A 1211-nucleotide genomic window follows, 5' to 3' on the forward strand; every position below is an offset into this window, starting at 1 on the left:
CCGCTGACCCGACCCACCCGACCAGCCAGGCAACCTCCAGCCCCGCCGGCGATTGAGGCGAGCTGCGGGGGCGGGACTCGGGTCGGGTCAGCGGCGGTGGGTGAGTTCGTCGTAGACCGACAGGATCTGGGCCACCGTGTCGTCCTCCGACGGCCACGTCGCCGCCTGGGCGCGGCCCGCCTCGGACAGGTGGCGGCGGCGGGCCGGGTCCGCGAGGAGGTCCGCTACCGCTGCGGACAGGGCGTCCGGGTCGCCGTACGGGACCAGTACCCCGGCCTCGCCGATCAGTTCCGGTACGCCGCCGACCTCCGTCGCCACCAGCGGCACACCGGCCCGCAGCGCCTCCTGCGCGAGCAGGGACCGCGCCTCCCACCGGCTCGGCAGCACCGCCACGTCGGCCGCCGCGAGGAGCCGGGCGGCGTCCCGGCGGCGTCCGAGCAGCCGGACGGGCAGGCCTTCGGCCTCGATCCGCCCGGCGAGCTCGGCCCGCATGGGCCCTTCTCCGGCGATGGCGACGAGCGGTGCGGGGTCGAGGCCGCGCCAGGCCCGGGCGGCGTCGAGAAGGAGGCTGTACCCGCGGTGCGGGACGAGGCTGCCGACGGCGATGACGAGGGGCCGCCCGACCGCGCCGAGCTCCGCCCGGGTCTTGCCGGGGTCGGCGGCCGCGGCCCTTCCGGCGGCGCCGGGTGCCGCGGGCACGGCGGGCCGGGCGAGCCGTACGTCCCGGGCCCCGCGGGCTCGTGCGAGGTCCACCTGGGTTGAGGAGCTGCCGAGGACGACGGCGGCGGCGCGGGCGACGTGCCGTTCGAGGACGCGGCCGAGCCGCCCGAGGGCGCCGTCGGCGCCCGGCCCGCCTCCCGCCCAGGTGACGACGAGCGGCACGCGCCGCCCGCGCAGGGCGAGGAGGGCCCGGGCGGCGGCCCGGACGCCGTGGGCGTGCACCACGTCGGCGCCGGCGCACACGGCGCGCATGGCGCTCACCGCGTCGGGCGCGAACTGCGCGCCGGCGCCGGTGAAGTCGTATTCCCCTTCCGCTTCGACGGGCGCGCAGACGGTGACCCGTACCCCGCGTGCGGCGAGCCCGGTGGTCAGCGACCTGACGTGCGCGCTGCTGTCCGCGCCGGCGCCGCCGAGGACCTGGACGGTGCGCAGGGGCGGCCGCCCGTACGGCTGTGCGGGGGCCGCCCCTGCGCACCGTCCAGGTCCTCGGC

The 1211-nt window shown here is 79.4% G+C and carries 1 protein-coding gene; it reads right to left on the minus strand.

Going from position 1 to position 1211, the window contains the following annotated elements:
• Positions 1–87: 87 nt before the first annotated feature.
• Complete coding sequence (locus EF903_RS32760) at positions 88–1152, minus strand: glycosyltransferase family 4 protein (RefSeq protein WP_125548556.1); 1065 nt, start codon at positions 1150–1152, stop codon at positions 88–90.
• Positions 1153–1211: the final 59 nt, after the last annotated feature.

The organism is Streptomyces sp. WAC05292 (genome assembly GCF_003949955.1).
Lineage (GTDB): Bacteria > Actinomycetota > Actinomycetes > Streptomycetales > Streptomycetaceae > Streptomyces > Streptomyces globosus.